This is a genomic window from Homoserinibacter sp. GY 40078, assembly GCF_008017545.1.
Lineage (GTDB): Bacteria > Actinomycetota > Actinomycetes > Actinomycetales > Microbacteriaceae > Homoserinibacter.
On sequence record NZ_VRTZ01000002.1, the window covers coordinates 40,414 to 56,467 of the forward strand.

At 69.5% G+C, this 16,054-nt stretch carries 12 protein-coding genes; 10 read left to right on the forward strand and 2 right to left on the reverse strand.

Translation table 11 applies throughout. The features are described from left to right. The first annotated feature begins 95 nt into the window (after nucleotides 1-95). Nucleotides 96-731 carry an NTP transferase domain-containing protein gene (locus FVQ89_RS08905; protein WP_255513521.1) on the forward strand — a complete coding sequence of 212 codons (636 nt, stop codon included), beginning with the start codon at nucleotides 96-98 and terminating at the stop codon, nucleotides 729-731. Nucleotides 732-756: 25 nt separating this feature from the next. Here FVQ89_RS08905 and cofD read toward each other — a convergent pair whose 3' ends face one another. Beyond that, complete coding sequence (gene cofD, locus FVQ89_RS08910) at nucleotides 757-1,740, reverse strand: 2-phospho-L-lactate transferase (RefSeq protein WP_147901622.1); 984 nt, start codon at nucleotides 1,738-1,740, stop codon at nucleotides 757-759. A gap of 135 nt (nucleotides 1,741-1,875) precedes the next feature. Here cofD and FVQ89_RS08915 point away from each other — a divergent pair, with 135 nt between their 5' ends. The 7 genes from FVQ89_RS08915 (at nucleotide 1,876) to FVQ89_RS08945 (ending at nucleotide 12,163) form a co-directional block, all read left to right on the forward strand. Further along, nucleotides 1,876-3,276, forward strand: a complete 1,401-nt coding sequence (locus tag FVQ89_RS08915) for a GH1 family beta-glucosidase (protein ID WP_147901623.1) — start codon at nucleotides 1,876-1,878, stop codon at nucleotides 3,274-3,276. 58 nt (nucleotides 3,277-3,334) lie between these two features. Further along, nucleotides 3,335-4,582 (forward strand): extracellular solute-binding protein, encoded by a 1,248-nt coding sequence (locus tag FVQ89_RS08920; protein ID WP_147901624.1) that lies wholly within the window; start codon nucleotides 3,335-3,337, stop codon nucleotides 4,580-4,582. Nucleotides 4,583-4,675: 93 nt separating this feature from the next. After that, nucleotides 4,676-5,557 (forward strand): carbohydrate ABC transporter permease, encoded by an 882-nt coding sequence (locus FVQ89_RS08925; RefSeq protein ID WP_147901625.1) that lies wholly within the window; start codon nucleotides 4,676-4,678, stop codon nucleotides 5,555-5,557. Next, entirely contained in the window at nucleotides 5,544-6,377 is an 834-nt protein-coding gene (locus tag FVQ89_RS08930; RefSeq protein WP_147901626.1) for a carbohydrate ABC transporter permease, read from the forward strand. The genes FVQ89_RS08925 and FVQ89_RS08930 overlap by 14 nt, the downstream gene beginning before the upstream one ends. A 23-nt stretch (nucleotides 6,378-6,400) precedes the next feature. Further along, nucleotides 6,401-7,945 carry a glycoside hydrolase family 5 protein gene (locus FVQ89_RS08935; protein ID WP_255513522.1) on the forward strand — a complete coding sequence of 515 codons (1,545 nt, stop codon included), beginning with the start codon at nucleotides 6,401-6,403 and terminating at the stop codon, nucleotides 7,943-7,945. A gap of 13 nt (nucleotides 7,946-7,958) precedes the next feature. Next, nucleotides 7,959-9,182, forward strand: a complete 1,224-nt coding sequence (locus FVQ89_RS08940) for an ROK family transcriptional regulator (protein WP_147901628.1) — start codon at nucleotides 7,959-7,961, stop codon at nucleotides 9,180-9,182. Between the two features lie 146 nt (nucleotides 9,183-9,328). Continuing rightward, entirely contained in the window at nucleotides 9,329-12,163 is a 2,835-nt protein-coding gene (locus tag FVQ89_RS08945; RefSeq protein ID WP_147901629.1) for a discoidin domain-containing protein, read from the forward strand. Nucleotides 12,164-12,214: 51 nt separating this feature from the next. Here the strand turns inward: FVQ89_RS08945 and FVQ89_RS08950 are convergent, their stop codons facing one another. Beyond that, nucleotides 12,215-13,540, reverse strand: a complete 1,326-nt coding sequence (locus FVQ89_RS08950; protein ID WP_147901630.1) for a PLP-dependent aminotransferase family protein — start codon at nucleotides 13,538-13,540, stop codon at nucleotides 12,215-12,217. Between the two features lie 97 nt (nucleotides 13,541-13,637). Between FVQ89_RS08950 and FVQ89_RS08955 the strand changes: the two genes are divergently transcribed. Continuing rightward, complete coding sequence (locus tag FVQ89_RS08955; RefSeq protein ID WP_147901631.1) at nucleotides 13,638-14,486, forward strand: nitrilase-related carbon-nitrogen hydrolase; 849 nt, start codon at nucleotides 13,638-13,640, stop codon at nucleotides 14,484-14,486. Between the two features lie 96 nt (nucleotides 14,487-14,582). Continuing rightward, a complete protein-coding gene (hydA, locus tag FVQ89_RS08960; RefSeq protein WP_147901632.1) occupies nucleotides 14,583-16,019 on the forward strand; it encodes a dihydropyrimidinase in 1,437 nt (478 codons plus the stop codon). The last annotated feature ends 35 nt before the right edge of the window (nucleotides 16,020-16,054 follow it).

Sequence of the window (16,054 nt, forward strand, 5' to 3'; positions counted from 1 at the left end):
TCGCGATCGCAACCGCCCAACATCCGGGCCGGTATGTCGCCGCGCAGATCGGCGCGACGGCTGGTGATGCTTCATCCAGGCTACAGAATGTGGGGATGCCCGACATGCACTCGCACGCCCGCACGTCATCCGGGTGGGTGGTCGTGATCCCGGTGAAGCCGGTCGCGGTCGGCAAGAGCCGGCTGGGGGCGGGGCCGGATGCGGCGCTCGCGATCGCGCTCGACACGATCGAGGCGGTCGCGGCGGCGGCCGAGGTTTCGGTGGTCGTGGTCGTCACCGCCGACGAGCGGGTCGCGGATGCCGTCGGAGCGCTCCCGGAGCACGGTGCCCGGCGGCGGGTGGTGCACGAGGTCGCGCCCGCGGGGATCCGCGCCGCGGTGGCGGCGGGTCTCGTGGACGTCGCGGATGCGTCGCCACGTGCCGTGCTGCTGGGGGATGTCCCGACGCTCGACCCCGCCGAGCTCGATGCCGCGCTGCGTCTCGCGGCGGGCGTGGATCGCGCGTTCGTCGCGGATGCCGAGGGGACCGGCACGGTGCTCGTGACGGCTCGCGGCGGGGTGGAGTTGCGCGAGGCGTTCGGCCCGGGATCGGCGGAAGGCCACCGCGCCCTGGGTCTCGCGGAGCTCGACCTGCCCGCGGAATCGGGGCTCCGCCGCGACGTGGATACGCCCGAGCAACTCGCCGACGTCGTGGCCCGCGGCGGCGCCAGGCGCACGACCGCGCTCGGGTAGGCGGGGCGCCGCGAACGGCGCGCGCTCAGCCGCGCACGGCCTCCGCCAGGCTCAGCACGTCGTCCGCGAGTGCGGAGCTCGTGGCCGGGTCGCGCATCCAGAGGGGCACCGCGCGCGTCGCGATCCCACCGGATTCGATGCCGGGCACGAGCGCCGCGTCGACCTCGTCGATGAGCCAGCCGTCGAGCAGTCCACCGGATGCGCGTGCGCCGTAGTGCAGGGCAACCGCGTCGGCGGCGGTGGCCACCCCGATCGCGCTGAGGCAGGCATCCGCCATGCCGCGGACGACCGCGCCCCCGATGATCGGCGACACTCCGATGACGGGCGCGGAGGTCGCGCGCAGGGCATCGCGGATGCCCGGGATGTCGATGATCGTCCCGATCGAGACGACCGGGTTCGACGGCGCGAGCACCACCACGTCGGCGTCCGCGATCGCGTTGAGCACGCCGGGAGCGGGCCGGGCCTCCGCCTGCCCGCGGTGCTCGAACCCGAGCGCGGCGAGGCTCGAGCGGTACCTGACCCACCACTCCTGGAAGTGGATAGTGCGACCCGACTCGGCCGGGTCGTCGACCCGCACCCAGGTCTCGACCTCATCGTCGGTGGCCGGCAGCAGGCGCGCCCCGAGCGGCCAGCGTGCGGTGAGTCGTTCGACCGCCGTGCTGAGGGGCAGGCCCTCGCGCAGCCACGAGGTGCGGGCGATGTGCGCACCGAGGTCGAGGTCGCCGAGGGTGAACCACGGCCAGCCGACACCCCACGCGGTGAGCTCCGCCGACACGCGCTCCGTCTCGCCCTCGCGACCCCATCCGCGCGCGGTGTCGTTGACGCCCGCGAGCGCGTACATGATCGAGTCGAGGTCGGGTGTGATGCGCAGTCCCGCCACCCAGGCGTCGTCGCCGGTGTTGACGACCGCGGTGAGTTCGTGACCGCCGCCCGCCTGCGCGAGGCGCTCGCGCATCCCGAGCAGGAACCGTGCCCCGCCGACTCCGCCCGCGAGCACCGTGATCCTCATGATCGACAAGCCTACGGGCGGGGGAGTGCCGCCGCCGACGCTCCGAGACAGGCACTTGCATCGCATTATCCCGAGGGTTATTGTAAGTCGTGAAATAAGCGGAGCCCACCGCCTCATGACCCGAGAGACCCTTCAATGACGATCGCCCCTCGCCTGACGGCCGAGCCGTCGCTCAGCGACCTCGCCGCGTTCCCGCCGTACTTCCGGTGGGGATTCGCGACCGCCGCCTACCAGATCGAGGGCGCGGCGAACGAGGGCGGCCGGGGCGCGAGCATCTGGGACACCTTCGCCCACACCGACGGCCTCACGCGCCACGGCGACACCGGTGACATCGCGTGCGACCACTACCATCGCTGGGAATCCGACCTCGATCTGCTCGCCGAGCTCGGCACGACCGACTACCGCCTCTCGGTCTCGTGGTCGCGCCTGCAGCCGGCGGGCGAGGGCGAGCTGAACCCCGAGGCGGTCGCGTTCTACCGCGACGTTCTCGCCGGGCTGCGGGATCGCGGCATCCGCCCGCTCGTGACGCTCTACCACTGGGATCTGCCGCAGCCGCTGGAAGACGCGGGCGGATGGCCCGAGCGGGCGACGGCGGAGCGCTTCGCCGACTACGCCGAGCGCACCGTCCGCGCCCTCGGCGACCTCGCCGACGAGTGGGTGACCCTCAACGAACCGTGGTGCAGCGCGTTCCTCGGATACGGAACAGGCGCGCACGCCCCCGGTCGGCACGACTGGACCGCGGCCGTCGCCGCAGCGCACCACCTGAACCTCGCCCACGGTCTCGCGCTCGCCCGCATCCGCACGGTGCGCCCCGCCGCTCGCGTCGGCATCACCAACATCGTCACCGACGTGCTGCCCGAATCGACGGCCCTCGCCGACCGCGCCGCCGCCACCCGGCAGGATGCCGCGAGCAACCGCGTGTTCCTCGACCCCGTGTACCTCGGCGAGTACTCGTCTGCGGTGCACGAGGCCCTTCCGGCGCTCGCCGCCGTCATCCGTCCCGGCGACCTCGACCTCATCGCGGCACCCGTCGATTTCGCGGGCGTCAACCACTACCAGCGCGTGCTCGTGCGCCACGAGGACGGCTCCGGTGCGCTCGACCTCGTCGAGACGCCCGCCGAACCCGCCACCACCTCGTTCGGCTGGTCGGTCACGCCCGACGCGCTCACCGCGGTGCTCCAGCGCGTCGCGCGGGAGTTCACGTCACTGCCGATCTACATCACCGAGAGCGGCGCCAGCTTCCACGACTACGTCGACCCGGACGGCGTGGTCGCCGACCATGAACGGGTCGCCTACCTGCGGGGCTACCTCGACGCGGCGGCAGTCGCCATCCGCTCCGGTGTCGACCTGCAGGGCTACTACGCCTGGTCCTTCCTCGACAACTTCGAGTGGGCCGAGGGGTACGGCAAGAGATTCGGGCTCGTCTTCGTCGACTACGGCACCCAGCAGCGCATCCCCAAGCTGAGCGCCCACTGGTACCGGCGCACGATCGAGCAGCACCAAGCCCAGGCCGATGCGACGCCGCTGACCGCCTGACCACAATGGGAGCGTCGCTCCCGAGCACCACCAGCGATCACTGATGAGAGGAATCTCGATGAAGAGAAGCATCACCCGCTCGCTCGCCGCCGTTGCGGCGACCGGGCTCGCCGTGAGCCTCGCGGCCTGCGCATCCGATGGTGGCGAGACCACCGAAGACGCCGACGGCCCGCTCACCGTCTGGATCATGGGAGATTCGGGCGCCAACTTCGAGCAGCTCGTGGCTCCGTTCGTGGAGGAGACGGGCACCGAGGTCGAGGTCGTCGCGATCCCGTGGGACGCGATCGACGAGCGGCTCACCACGGCCGTCGCCTCAGGCTCCGGCCCCGACCTGCTGCAGATCGGCTTGTCGAAGCTGCGCACCTTCGCGGATGCCGGCGCGCTCATGCCGCTCGACGACCACCTCGCCGACCACCCGGGGCTCGCTGCCGAGAACTTCCCCGACGGCGTCGCGGATGCCACGAAGGTCGGCGGCGAAACGGTGAGCGTGCCGTGGGTGAGCGACACCCGCGTGCTGTTCACGCGCACCGACATCCTGGCCGAGAACGGCATCGACGCCCCGCCCGCCACGTGGGATGAGCTTCGTGAAGATGCCGCCACCCTCTCCGCCCGCGGTGACGACCAGTACGGCTACTACATCCCGCAGTGGGACAGCCCGCTGCCGGTCATCATGACGTGGACCTTCGGGGGCGACATCATCGACGGCGACGGCAACGTCGACTTCGACACCGCCGAGTTCGCGAAGACCGTCGACCTCTACACGGGCCTCTACGCCGATGGCAGCGTTCCGACGAACTCCGACTTCGACCAGACGCAGGGCTTCATCTCGGGCATCGCGCCGATGCTCGTGAGCGGTCCGTACCTCGCGAAGTCGATCGCGGATGCCGCCCCCGAGCTCGATGGCAAGTGGCAGGTCTCGTTGGTTCCGGGCGACACCTCGCGCACCTCGCTCTTCGCCGGATCGAACATGGGCGTCTGGCACAACACCGACCAGCCGAACGGCTCGCTCGACCTGCTCGAGTACCTGTCGGAGCCCGAGACGCAGCTGTCGTGGTTCGACATCAACGGCGAGCTGCCGGCGGTGTCGGCCGCGCTGCAGGATGACGCGCTCGTGAGCGACCCGCTCGTGCAGGTGTACGCGGAGCAGCTCGCCGACTCGCACGTCCTGCCGCTCGTGCCGAACTGGGACGGCGCCACCGGTGCCGACCTGCTCGCGGCGCTCAACGCGATCGTGCTCACGGGGGCCGACCGCGATCAGACGCTCGCGGAGCTCTACTCCAAGACCGAGGGCACCTCGATCAACTGATCCCCGGACTGCGGGGCACCCGCCGTGGGTGCCCCGCAGTCGTCCCTGCTACGCACGAATCGCACGACCCGCACACGAGAGGAGGAGACCGACATGCGCCGAGGAACACTGACGCCCTACCTGCTGATCACCCCGGCGATGCTGCTCCTGCTCGCGTTCGGCGTGCTGCCGATCCTCGTCGCGGCGCTCGTGAGCCTCACCGACATGAACATCTCGGGGCTCGCGAACTGGAGCAACGTCGAGTTCATCGGCTTCGAGAACTACGTGGCGCTCGCGAACGACCCGGACTTCTGGAGGGCGCTCGGCAATACCGCCCTGTTCGGCGTGATCGGCGTGCCGTCGATCGTGTTCCTCTCGCTCGCCGTCGCCCTCCTGCTCGACCGCAGCGACGGGCGCATCGCACGAGCACTCCGGTCGTTCTACTTCGTGCCCGCGGTCACCGGCATCGTCGCCATCTCGCTCGTCTGGGGATACCTCTACAACACCCAGTTCGGGCTGTTCAACTGGGTGCTCTCGTGGTTCGGCATCGGCCAGGTGCAGTGGCTGTCGGATCCGTGGCTCGCGAAGTTCTCGGTCGCGCTCGTCGCGATCTGGCGCGGCACGGGCCTCAACATCATCATCTTCCTCGCGGCCCTGCAGGGGGTGCCGCGGGAGTACCGCGAGGCCGCCGCGCTCGACGGCGCAGGGGAGTGGCGCACCACGCGCTCGATCGTGCTGCCGCTGCTCGGCTTCGCCATCTTCTTCGTGACCGTGACGACCACGATCGCCTGGCTGCAGTTCTTCGACGAGCCGTTCGTGCTCACCGACGGCGGCCCGCTCGGCGCGACGACCTCGGTCTCGGTGTTCCTCTACAAGGAGGGCTTCCGCCTGAATCAGTTCGGCTACGCGAGCGCCGGCTCGCTCGTGCTGTTCGTGATCATTGCGACGATCACGCTCGTGCAGCTGCGCATCCGGAGGCGTGATGAGAAGCCCTGAGGCCGTGCGGCGGCGTGCGGTATCCGCTGCGATCCTGGCGGTGCTCGTCGTCGGGGCGCTCCTCACCGCGTTCCCGCTGTTCTGGATGGTGAGCGGTGCGTTCAAGCCGCAGCGCGAGGCGATCGACTACCCGCCGACGCTGCTGCCGCAGGAGCCGACGCTCGACAACTTCGTGCATCTGTTCGTGGAGCTCGACTTCGGCCGCTACCTGCTGAACACCGTGCTCGTGGTGCTGATCGGCGCCTTCGGGCTGCTCTTCATGGCGATGGCCGGATACGGGTTCGCGAAGTTCCGGTTCCGCGGCAGCCGCGGGCTGTTCTTCCTCGTGCTCGCGACGCTCATGATCCCGGTGCAGGTCACGATGATCCCGACCTACCTGATCCTCAACGGCATGAAGCTCACGAACACGCTCATCGGCATCGCCCTGCCGACGCTCGTCTCGGGGTTCGGGGTGTTCCTCTTCCGGCAGTTCATGTCGACCATCCCGGACGAGATCCTCGAGGCGGCGCGGGTCGACGGTGCCGGCGAGCTGCGCACCTTCGCGCAGATCGTGCTGCCGATGTCGAAGCCGATCCTCGCGGTGCAGGCGGTGCTCGCCTTCATCACCGGATGGAACAGCTTCCTCTGGCCCCTCATCATCGCGAGCGACCAGAAGCTCTACACGCTCTCCGTCGGTCTCGCGCTCCTCAACCAGCAGCTCGCCGTCGACCCCGCGCTGCAGATGGCAGCCGCCTCGATCATGGTCGTCCCCGTGCTGCTCGTGTTCGTGCTGTTCCAGCGCTACGTCGTGCAGGGGTTCGCCCTCTCGGGGCTCAAATGACCCGACCTCGAAAGGACCCTGCCGTGCCCGCTGCCCACGCCGCATCCGCCTTCTCGCCGCGACCCGCGAACCTCGACGGGTTCGTGCGGGCGCGCGGCGCGGCGTTCGTCGACGCCGCGGGGAACGAGCTCCTGCTGCGCGGCGTCGGGCTCGGCAACTGGCTGCTCCCCGAGGGGTACATGTGGCGGTTCGGGCCCGGCGCCGAGTCGCCGCGCGAGATCGAGGCGCTCGTGGATCGTCTCGTGGGGCGCGAGCGCGCGGAGGCGTTCTGGTCGCGCTTCCAGGATGCGTTCGTCTCGGAGGCGGACATCGCACTCATCGCGGCGAGCGGGTTCGACCACGTGCGGGTGCCGATCAACGCGCGTGTCGTGCAGCGCGACGACGGCTCGATGATCGAGGAGGGGCTCGCGCTCATCGACCGCCTCATCGGATGGTGCCGCGATCACCGGCTGTGGGTGCTGCTCGACCTGCACGGCGCGCCCGGCGGCCAGACGGGCACCAACATCGACGACTCGCTCGGCCGCCCGGAGCTGTTCCTCGACGAGCGGTACCGCCGCAACACCCTGCGGCTCTGGCGTGCGCTCGCGGAGCGCTACGCGCACGACACGACCGTGCTCGGCTACGACCTGCTCAACGAGCCGCTGCCGAACGAGTGGCAGCACCGCTTCGGCGACGAGCTCGCGGAGCTCTACCGCGACCTCACGCGCGAGATCCGCGCCGTGGACCCCGATCACCTGCTCATGTACGAGGGCAGCCACTGGGCGACCAACTGGTCGATCTTCACCGAGGTGTGGGACGACAACTCGGCCCTGCAATTCCACAAGTACTGGTCCGCGCCCGATCGCGCGTCGATCGCCCCCTTCCTCGAAGCCCGCGATCGACTCGGGCTGCCGATCTACATGGGGGAGGGTGGCGAGAACACCCTCGAATGGCTCTACACCGCCTTCCGGCTTTACGAGTCCGAGGGCATCGGCTGGAACTTCTGGCCGTGGAAGAAGATCGACACCCGCACCTCGCCCGCGTCGATCGTGCCGCCCGCCGGGTGGGATCGGATGATCCAGGCGACCGGGGGAGGCGACGTGCCGGACGCGGGCCGCATCCTCGACGACCTGCTCGACGCCATGCGGATCGAGAACTGCCGGTGGCAGCCCGAGATCGTCGCGGCCCTCACGGGAGTCGCGCCGGTCGTCGTGCCCGCGTGGGGCTTCGGGTTCCGCGGCGCGGGCGAGTCGTTCGAGGTGGCGGACGGAGCGGCGCTCGCCGGCATCCGCGAGGACGAGGCCGCCGGCATCCGCTTCGCGCTTCCGGGCGGCAACCCCGCGAATCCCTTCGAGCAGACCGACGGCCGCGCCTACGCCCCGGCGGAGCGGCTCGTCGTCGATCTCGCGCCCGGCGACTGGCTGGAGTTCGAGGGTGAGAGGTTCGGCGACGTCGCCGCCGTGCGCGCGATCGATGCGGCCGGAGGCGCCGCCGAGGTGCGCATCGTCCCGTCGCCTCGAGGCATCCGGGTGGTCGCCGAGCGCGCCGTGACTCTCGAGCGGCTCGAGCTCGGAGCGCGCGGTGGTTGATATCTTCGGGTCCATGGTCGACGTCCGTCCCGGGCGCGCGGGCGGACCCGCGGCCGAATCGGCGACGGTCAGCTCGCTCCGCCAGCGCAACCGCGGACAGGTGCTCGCGCACATCCTCCAGTCGGGGCGCACGACCCGTGGCGACCTCGCGCGGGAGTGCGGGCTCTCGTTCGCATCCGCGACCAACATCGTCGGCGACCTCGTCGCCGAAGGGCTCGTGCACGAGACCGGCTCGATCGCATCCCGCGGCGGCCGCCCTATCGCGGTCGTCGAACCGCGGCCGGAGGGCGCGTACCTCATCGGTGCGGATGTCGGCGAGCGCGGCGTCGCGGTGGAGCTCTTCGACCTGTCGATGACGCGCATCGATCGCGAGTTCCGCGGGGGCCGCGACGAGGAGAGCCCGGAGACCATCGCGCACGACCTCGACGACGCACTCGCGGCGCTGCGCGAGCGGCACGGCGAGCTGTGGCCGTCGCTCGTCGGGGTGGGCCTCGGCCTTCCCGGCATCGTCGAGACGGGCCCGGATGGCGAGCAGACGCTCTACGCGCAGAGCCTCGGCTGGGACGCCGTCGCGGTGCGCGACCTCATCCACGCGGATGTTCCCGTCTTCGCCGAGAACGGCGCGAAAACCCAGGCGATGGCGGAGCTGTGGTTCGGCGCGGCGCGCGGTGTTCAGCACGCGCTCGTCGTGCTGCTCGGGCGCGGCGTGGGCCTCGGCATCATCGCGGACGGCCGCCTGCAGCGCGGAGCCACGAGCAGTGCGGCCGAGTGGGGGCACACGAAGATCGAGCGCGACGGGGCACTCTGCCGATGCGGCGGCCGCGGTTGCGTGGAGGCGTACGTCGGAGCGGGTGCGATCCTCGACGCCTGGAGGAACACCGGCGCGAGCTTCGAAGGCAGCGGCTGGAACGCGATCGGCGAGCTGCTGGACGCCGCGGATGCGGGTGATCCGGGCGCCGTCGCGATCGTCGACGACGTGCTGCGCACGCTCGGCGCCTCCCTCGGAAGCCTGGTGAACCTCGCGAATCCCGAGCGGATCGTGGTCGGCGGATGGGTGGGCCTGCGGCTCATGGAGCGCCTCGGTGAGCGGCTCCTGGATGCGGTGCGAGCGAACTCGCTCGAGCGTCCGGGAAGCGCCGTCGACCTCATCGCATCGACGTTCGGCGGCGACAGCGTCGCCCTCGGGGCGGCGATCATGCCCCTCGAATCCCTCGTGCGAGAGCCCCTCGCCCGCTGACCCCTCCTCTTTGCGTACGACTTAAATAAAGTCATCGACAAAGTCTCCTGGTGCTGCCAGACTGGCCGCGCGGGCAGAGTCGCCCGCATCACCCGCGCTATGGAAACCGTCGAATCCCGCCCTGGCGGGAGTGATCGAGGAGGATCATGAAAGCGAGAACCTTCGCGGGCGCGCTGCTGGCAGCGACGCTCATCGCAGTCGGACTCACGCCGCCACTGGCGGCCACCGCGGCACTGGGGGCCACGGACTTCATCAAGGCCAACGGCAACGTGCTGAAGAAGAACTCCGGCACCGGATCGACCATCAACCTGCGGGGCACCAACATCGGCGGGTGGCTCACCCAGGAGGACTGGATGTCGCCGCTCGGCGAGTTCGCCGTCGACCGCACCGGCTGGTCGTACAGCGCATCCGCCGGCACCGCGTCGAACGCCTTCGACGGCTCCGGGACGAGCCGCTGGACGACGAACGCCAACCAGGCAGGCGGCGAGTGGATCCAAGCCTCGCTCGGCGCACCGACCCTGTTCAGCCGCCTGAGCATCGACAACACCGCCAACGCCGGTCAGTACCCCCGCACGGTCGACGTGCAGGTGTCGACCAACGGCACCACGTGGGTGAGCGTCGCGACGCAGCCCGGCACCGACGGCGTCACGAGCGTGAAGTTCGCGCCGCAGGTGGCGAGCTACGTGCGGGTGACCCAGACCGGCTCCGCTGCTGCGCTCTGGTCCGTCGGTGAGCTCAACCTCTTCAACGACCCGATGCTGCACAACGGCACGCACACGGCGACCGCCTTCGCGACTGCCGGGGGTAGCTCTGCCGGCAACGCGCTCGACGGCAATGCCGCGAGCGTCTGGCAGAGCGGCACCCCGCAGGTGCCGGGTCAGACCTTCACGATCGACCTCGGACGCAACGTCGACATGGACAAGGTGCTGTTCGACGCGGGCTCCGCGACGGCGAACGACTACCCCCGCATCTGGGACGTCTTCGTGTCGTGGGACAACGTGAACTACACCCAGGTCGCGAGCGGATACGGCTCCAACCGTGTCATCCAGGCCGACTTCCAGGGCACCAAGAACGGCCGCTACCTGCGGATCGTCTCGAACGGCAGCTCGAGCCAGTGGTGGTCGATCGCCGAGGTCGCGATCTCGAGCGGCACCGGCCTCGACCGCGGCGGATGGGCGGTGTCGGCATCCGTCGGCGCGTCGCCCGGCAACATGATCGACGGCAACACCGGCACGCGGTGGACGACGAGCGCCCCCCAGACGAACGGGCAGTACATCCAGGTCGACATGGGCGCGCTCGTGACGCTCAACAACGTCACGATCGACACGGCCAAGAACACCTCCGACGAGACCGACTACGCACGGGGCTACACGCTCCAGCTGTCGAAGAACGGCTCGACGTGGACCACGGTCGCGACGGGCGTCGGCACGCGCAAGGCGACGACGATCGGATTCGTCGCGCAGGCGGCCCGCTACTTCCGGATGACCCAGACCGGGTCGTCGGGATCGTGGTGGTCGATCGGCGAGCTCACCGCCGGCCTCTACAACGACGACTACTCGCTGCAGCTCTCGATGGCCAACCGCTTCGGCACCACCGGGGCGCAGACCGTCATCGACGCGCACCAGGACACCTGGATCACCGAGAGCGACCTCGACAACCTCGCGGCCGCCGGGTTCAACTTCGTCCGGGTGCCGATCGGGTGGAACACCTTCCTCAACCTCGACGGGTCGTGGAAGTCGAACCCCTGGGAGAAGATCGACTGGGTCATCGACGAGCTGAGCGAGCGGGGTCTGTACACGCTCATCGACCTGCACACCGTGCCCGGCGGCGGATGCCCGTGGGGCAGCTGCGGGCGGATCGGCCCGAACCCGAATGGGTTCTGGGGCAGCTCGACCTTCCAGGACTGGGTCGTCGACATCTGGGAGGAGATCGCCACCCGGTACGAGGGCGAGCCCGCCGTCGCCGGCTACGACCTCATCAACGAGCCGCTCATCGACTACGGAGAGGATGCCGACGACGTCGCCCAGAAGAGCGACTACTACGACCGCCTCTACGACGCCGTGCGGGCCATCGATCCGGATCACACGATCTTCTTCGGGGCGTTCTTCAGCCTCGGGGCGATCGCGAGCCCGTCGACATACGGGTGGACGAACGTCGTGTACCAGTACCACCCGTACGACATGCCCAACTCGAAGAACTGGACCTCGCAGAACCAGGTCGTCACGAACGAGCTGAATGGCCTCGCGGCGAAGCTCTCGAATCCGGGCGTGCCGATCCTCTACGGCGAGTACTCGCTCTACTACAACGACGACGTCTGGTCGCGGTTCATGGCGGGTCTCAACGCGTCGAACGTGTCGTGGTCGAACTGGACCTACAAGGTCCGGGGAACCGCCAACGACGGGTTCGCGTACTGGGGCATGTACTACGACAACCAGAAGCCGATCCCGGTGATCAACAGCGACGATCAGACGACGTTCATCGCGAAGCTCGGCCAGTTCGGCACCGCGAACTTCACGAAGAACACGCGCTTCGTCGCGACGCTCGCGAAGTACTCGGGCGGTCTGTCGACCTACAGCCCGTCGGCGGTCAGCCACTCCGGGTGGACGGCGACGGCCTCGAGCACCGCATCCGGCACCTCGACGGGTGGCGGAATCGACGGTGTCGGCGGTGGGTCGTGGGCGACCGGTTCGGCGATGGCGGGCGGTGAGTGGTACCGGATCGACATGGGCACCAACCGCACCGTCGCGATGGTGATCGTGCAGACGCCCTCGGGCAACACGTGGGACTACCCCCGCGGGTTCACGCTCGAGACGTCGACCAACGGCACCTCGTGGACGACGCTCGCGACCGGCATCGCGTACGGGTGGAAGCGGCCGATCTCGGTCACGCCCACGACGGCGCGGTACATCCGGATCACCCAAACGGGCGCCGCCCCGCAGTGGTGGACCATCGACGAGGTGACCGTCTACTCGTCGTACTGAGTCCGATCGATCGACGCGGTCCCCTCGTGCGGGTGCGAGGGGACCGCGTCCCTACGCCTGCTGGGCGACCGCGAGCGCCGCACCGACCGTCGGGATCTCGTCGCGCAGCATCCCGACCGTCACGCGTACGTGCGGATCGGGCGAGTCGCCGGGCTGGAACGGGCTGCCCGCTGCCACCTGGATGCCCACCGCCGCGAGCTGCACCATCGCCGAGCGCTCGTCCGCGACGCGGAGCCAGGCGTTCAGCCCGTCGCCCGCGGCGAGCCAGCCGCCCGCCTCCTGCACGGCATCCGCGAGGGCTGCCTGGCGCGCCGCATAGGCGGTGCGCGCCTGCTCGATCTGGGCGATCGCCGCGGGATCGGTGAGCAGTTCGTGCAGGATCGCCTGCGTCATCCGGCTCGTCCAGCCGGGGCCGAGGAGCCGCCTCGCGACGACGCGGTCCACGAGGGGGCGGGGGCCGCCGATCGCGCCGATGCGCAGATCGGGGCCGTGCGACTTCGAGAACGAGCGCACGTGGAGCACTCGCTCGGGCAGCCAGGCGGCGAGGGTTACATCGGGGGAGGCGCTGATCGCGCCGGAGGCGTCGTCCTCCACGACGATCGCGTCCTGCGCGGTGCGGCTGCGCGCGAGAATGCCGGCGAGCTGCTCGGCGCGCTCGGGCGTCGTCGAGATGCCGGTGGGGTTGTGGGCGCGCGGCTGGAGCAGCACGATCGCCGGCGAGAGGCCGAGGGCCGCGGCGAAGGCATCCGGCCGCATCCCCTCCGCGTCGAGCGGCACGGGCACCGCCTCGAGGCCGTAGTGGTCGAGGAGGTCCATGAACGGCGGAAAAGTGGGGTCTTCGACGAGCACGCGGTCGCCGAAGCGCACGAGCGCGGCGAGCGCGCGGTCGATCGCGTCGAGGGCGCCGTTCAGCACTGTGATCGACTCGACGGTCGCGGGCCAGGTGGCGCGCAGCAGGTCGTGGAGCTCCGGGATGTCGGGCTTGGCCTGGTAGCTCGGGGTGTCGGCACGGGCGCCGACGCGGGCGAGTGCGGGGCCGAGGGCGGGGAGCAGGTCCGGGTCGGGGGTGCCGCGGGAGAGGTCGAGGCGGGCGCCGAGCTTGCCGTCGAGTCCGCGGTAGCGCCGTGGCAGCCACTCGCGGGGCTCCGCGCGCACGAAGCTGCCGCTGCGTCCGCGGCTCGTGATGAGGCCTGCGGAGTTGAGGGTCTGCCATGCGTGGCTGACCGTCGCGGGCGAGACGCCGAGCTCCGCGGCCAGTTGGCGCACGGTCGGAAGGCGGTCTCCGGGGGCCAGATCGCCCGCCGTGATGAGCCGCGCGATCCCCGTCGCGATGCCGTGTGGCGACCGCTCTCGGATCTCGAGGGCTACCGATTTCATGCTGACCGCCGTAGTTTTACGCCCACGTCACAGTGCGTAACGTCAGAGAAATGTTTACGACGAAAGATAACAAAAAGCAACCTCGAGGGAGACAGCGATGACCATCGTGCGGGCGGCGATCAGCCAGACCACCTGGACGGGCGACAAGGAGTCGATGCTCGACAAGCACGAGGGATTCCTGCGCGATGCGGCCGCCGATGGGGCGCAGGTGATGTGCTTCCAGGAGCTGTTCTACGGCCCCTACTTCGGCATCACCCAGGACAAGAAGTACTACCGCTACGCAGAACCCGCCGACGGCCCGATCGTGCAGCGCTTCGCGTCGATCGCGAAGGAGCTGGGTGTCGTCACCGTCCTCCCGATCTACGAGGAGGAGCAGACCGGCGTGTACTACAACACGACGGTCGTAGTCGACGCCGACGGATCGATCCTCGGCAAGTACCGCAAGGTCCACATCCCGCACGTCGAGAAGTTCTGGGAGAAGTTCTACTTCCGGCCGGGCAACCTCGGGTACCCGGTGTTCGACACCGCGGTCGGCAGGATCGGCACCTACATCTGCTACGACCGCCACTTCCCGGAGGGGTGGCGCGAGTACGGCCTGCGCGGGGCGCACATCGTCTTCAACCCGAACGCCACGAAGCCCGGCCTCTCGAACCGGCTGTGGGAGGTGGAGGGCCCGGCGGCGGCTGTCGCGAACGGCTACTTCGTGCTGCAGCCGAACCGCGTGGGCCTCGAGGACAACGAGTACGGCGCCGAGGCCGTGAACTTCTACGGCACGAGCAACGTCATCGATCCGCGCGGCAACTTCGTGGGCGAGCGCGGATCGGGCGAGCACGAGGAGCTGCTCGTGCGCGACCTGCAGATGGACATGGTGCAGGAGATGCGCGACGACTGGCAGTTCTACCGAGACCGCCGCCCCGAAACCTACACCTCGATCTCTACGCCATAGACATGTCTCTGGCCCGCCGGACACCGCCGCGCGGGTGTCTCTCGGCTCGTAGACATGTCTATCGCGGCTCTTGACCACGTCGAAGGGGAGGAACTCATGGCAACCACACTCATCACGGGCGGCACGGTCGTGTCGGCCACGGGCCGAGCGCCGGCGGATGTGCTGGTCGACGGCGAGACGATCGTCGCCGTGCTCGCACCCGGCTCGCAGCTGCTCGGGACCGACCTCGCCCGCGGCGTCGACACGGTCGTCGATGCCACCGGCAAGTACGTCATCCCCGGCGGCATCGACGCCCACACCCACATGGAGCTGCCCTTCGGCGGCACCAACGCATCCGACACCTTCGAGACGGGCACGCGTGCTGCGGCGCACGGCGGCACGACGACGATCATCGACTTCGCTGTGCAGACTTACGGCCAGAAAGTGATGGACGGGCTCGCCGCGTGGCACGAGAAGGCGGCCGGCAACTGCGCCATCGACTACGGCTTCCACCAGATCATCGGCGGAGTCGACGCCGACTCGCTCGCCGTGATGCCCTCGCTCGTCGATGAGGGCATCACGAGCTTCAAGCTCTTCATGGCCTACCCGGGCGTCTTCTACTCCGACGACGCGCAGATCCTCAAGGCCATGCAAGTGTCGGCCGACACCGGACTGCTCACGATGATGCACGCCGAGAACGGCCCCGTCATCGACGTTCTCGCGGCTCAGCTCGCCGAGGAAGGCAAGACCGACCCCTACTTCCACGGCATCGCGCGGGCGTGGGAGATGGAGGAGGAGGCCACCCACCGCGCGATCATGATCGCTCGGCTCACCGGTGCCCCCCTCTACGTCGTGCACGTCTCGGCGAAGCAGGCGGTCGAGCAGCTCGCGGCCGCCCGTGATCGTGGCCAGAACGTATTCGGCGAGACCTGCCCGCAGTACCTCTACCTCTCTCTCGAGGAGCAGCTCGGAGCCTCGAGCGAGGAATGGGGTGCCTTCGAGGGCGCCAAGTGGGTGTGCTCGACGCCACTGCGCGCCCGCGCCGAAGGACACCAGCACGCGATGTGGCAGGGTCTGCGCACCAACGATCTGCAGATGGTCTCCACCGACCACTGCCCGTTCTGCATGAAGGGCCAGAAGGAGCTCGGGCTCGGCGACTTCCGCAAGATCCCGAACGGGATCGGATCGGTCGAGCACCGCATGGACCTCATGTACCAGGGCGTCGTCACCGGTGAGATCACGCTGGAGCGCTGGGTGGAGCTGACCTCCACCACACCGGCGCGGATGTTCGGGCTCTACGGGAAGAAGGGCGTGATCCAGCCGGGCGCGGATGCCGACATCGTCGTGTACGACCCGAACGGTCACACCTCGATCGGCCTCGGCAAGACCCACCACATGAACATGGACCACTCGGCGTGGGAGGGCTACGAGATCGACGGACACGTCGACACGGTCATCTCGCGGGGAAAGGTCGTCGTGGACGACAACCAGTACCTCGGCGCCAAGGGCGACGGCCGATTCGTCAAGCGCGGCCTCTCGCAGTACCTGGTCTGACTCGAAGGGTGTGACGTAGACATGTCTATGACCAG